1 protein-coding gene is annotated in these 1,063 nt (G+C 65.6%); it reads right to left on the bottom strand.

Going from position 1 to position 1,063, the window contains the following annotated elements; all coding sequences use genetic code 11:
• Positions 1-1,062: adenosine deaminase (locus tag ACFHW1_RS28755; RefSeq protein WP_416569578.1), on the bottom strand; the 1,062-nt coding region annotated here is incomplete at its 3' end.
• Between the last annotated feature and the right edge of the window lies 1 nt (position 1,063).

Genomic DNA, 1,063 nt, shown 5'->3' with positions numbered 1-1,063 from the left:
GTACGCGGGCTTGATGACGTCGTCGATGACCGCCAGCCGCTCGTCGAACGGGATGAACGCACTCTTCATCGCGTTCACCGTCAACCACCGCAACTCCGACCACCCCCACCCGAACGCCTCCACCAACAACCACATCTCCCGCGACATCGACGTCCCACTCATCAACCGGTTGTCCGTGTTCACCGTCACCCGGAACCGCAGATCACGCAACAACCCCACCGGATGCTCACCAATCGAACCCACCGCACCCGTCTGCACATTCGACGACGGACACAACTCCAACGGAATCCGCTTGTCCCGCACATACGACGCCAACCGCCCCAACCGCACCCCACCCCCACCCACCTCGATGTCATCCACAATCCGCACCCCATGCCCCAACCGATCCGCACCACACCACTGAATCGCCTGCCAGATCGACGGCAACCCGAACGCCTCACCCGCATGAATCGTGAAATGGAAATTCTCCCGCTGCAAAAACTCGAACGCGTCCAAATGCCGCGTCGGTGGAAAACCCGCCTCCGCGCCCGCGATATCGAACCCCACCACCCCCACATCCCGGTACCGCACCGCCAGCTCCGCGATCTCCTGCGACCGCGCCGCATGCCGCATCGCCGTCAACAATGTCCCCACCCGGATCACCCGACCCGCCTCCGCCGCCTCCGCACACCCCGCCGCGAACCCCGCCAGCACCGCCTCCACCACCTGGCCCAACCCCAACCCCCGCGACAGATGCTGCTCCGGCGCGAACCGCACCTCCGCGTACACCACCCCGTCCGCCGCCAGATCCACCGCACACTCCGCCGCCACCCGGAACAACCCCGCCTCCGTCTGCATCACCGCCACCGTGTGCGCAAACGTCTCCAGATACCGCTCCAACGACCCCGAATCCGCCGCCGAGACGAACCACCGACCCAACTCCGACGGATCCGTCACCGGCAACACATGACCCACCTCGTCCGCCAACTCCACCACCGTCGCCGGCCGCAAACCACCATCCAGATGGTCATGCAGCAGCACCTTCGGCGCCCGAACGATCTCCGCCAACGAAACAGCCACCATG

The sequence above is a fragment of the Micromonospora sp. LOL_014 genome, assembly GCF_048060245.1.
Lineage (GTDB): Bacteria > Actinomycetota > Actinomycetes > Mycobacteriales > Micromonosporaceae > Micromonospora_E.
The sequence above is the reverse complement of the archived record's forward strand: the minus strand, read 5'-3'. Positions and strand labels throughout refer to the sequence as shown.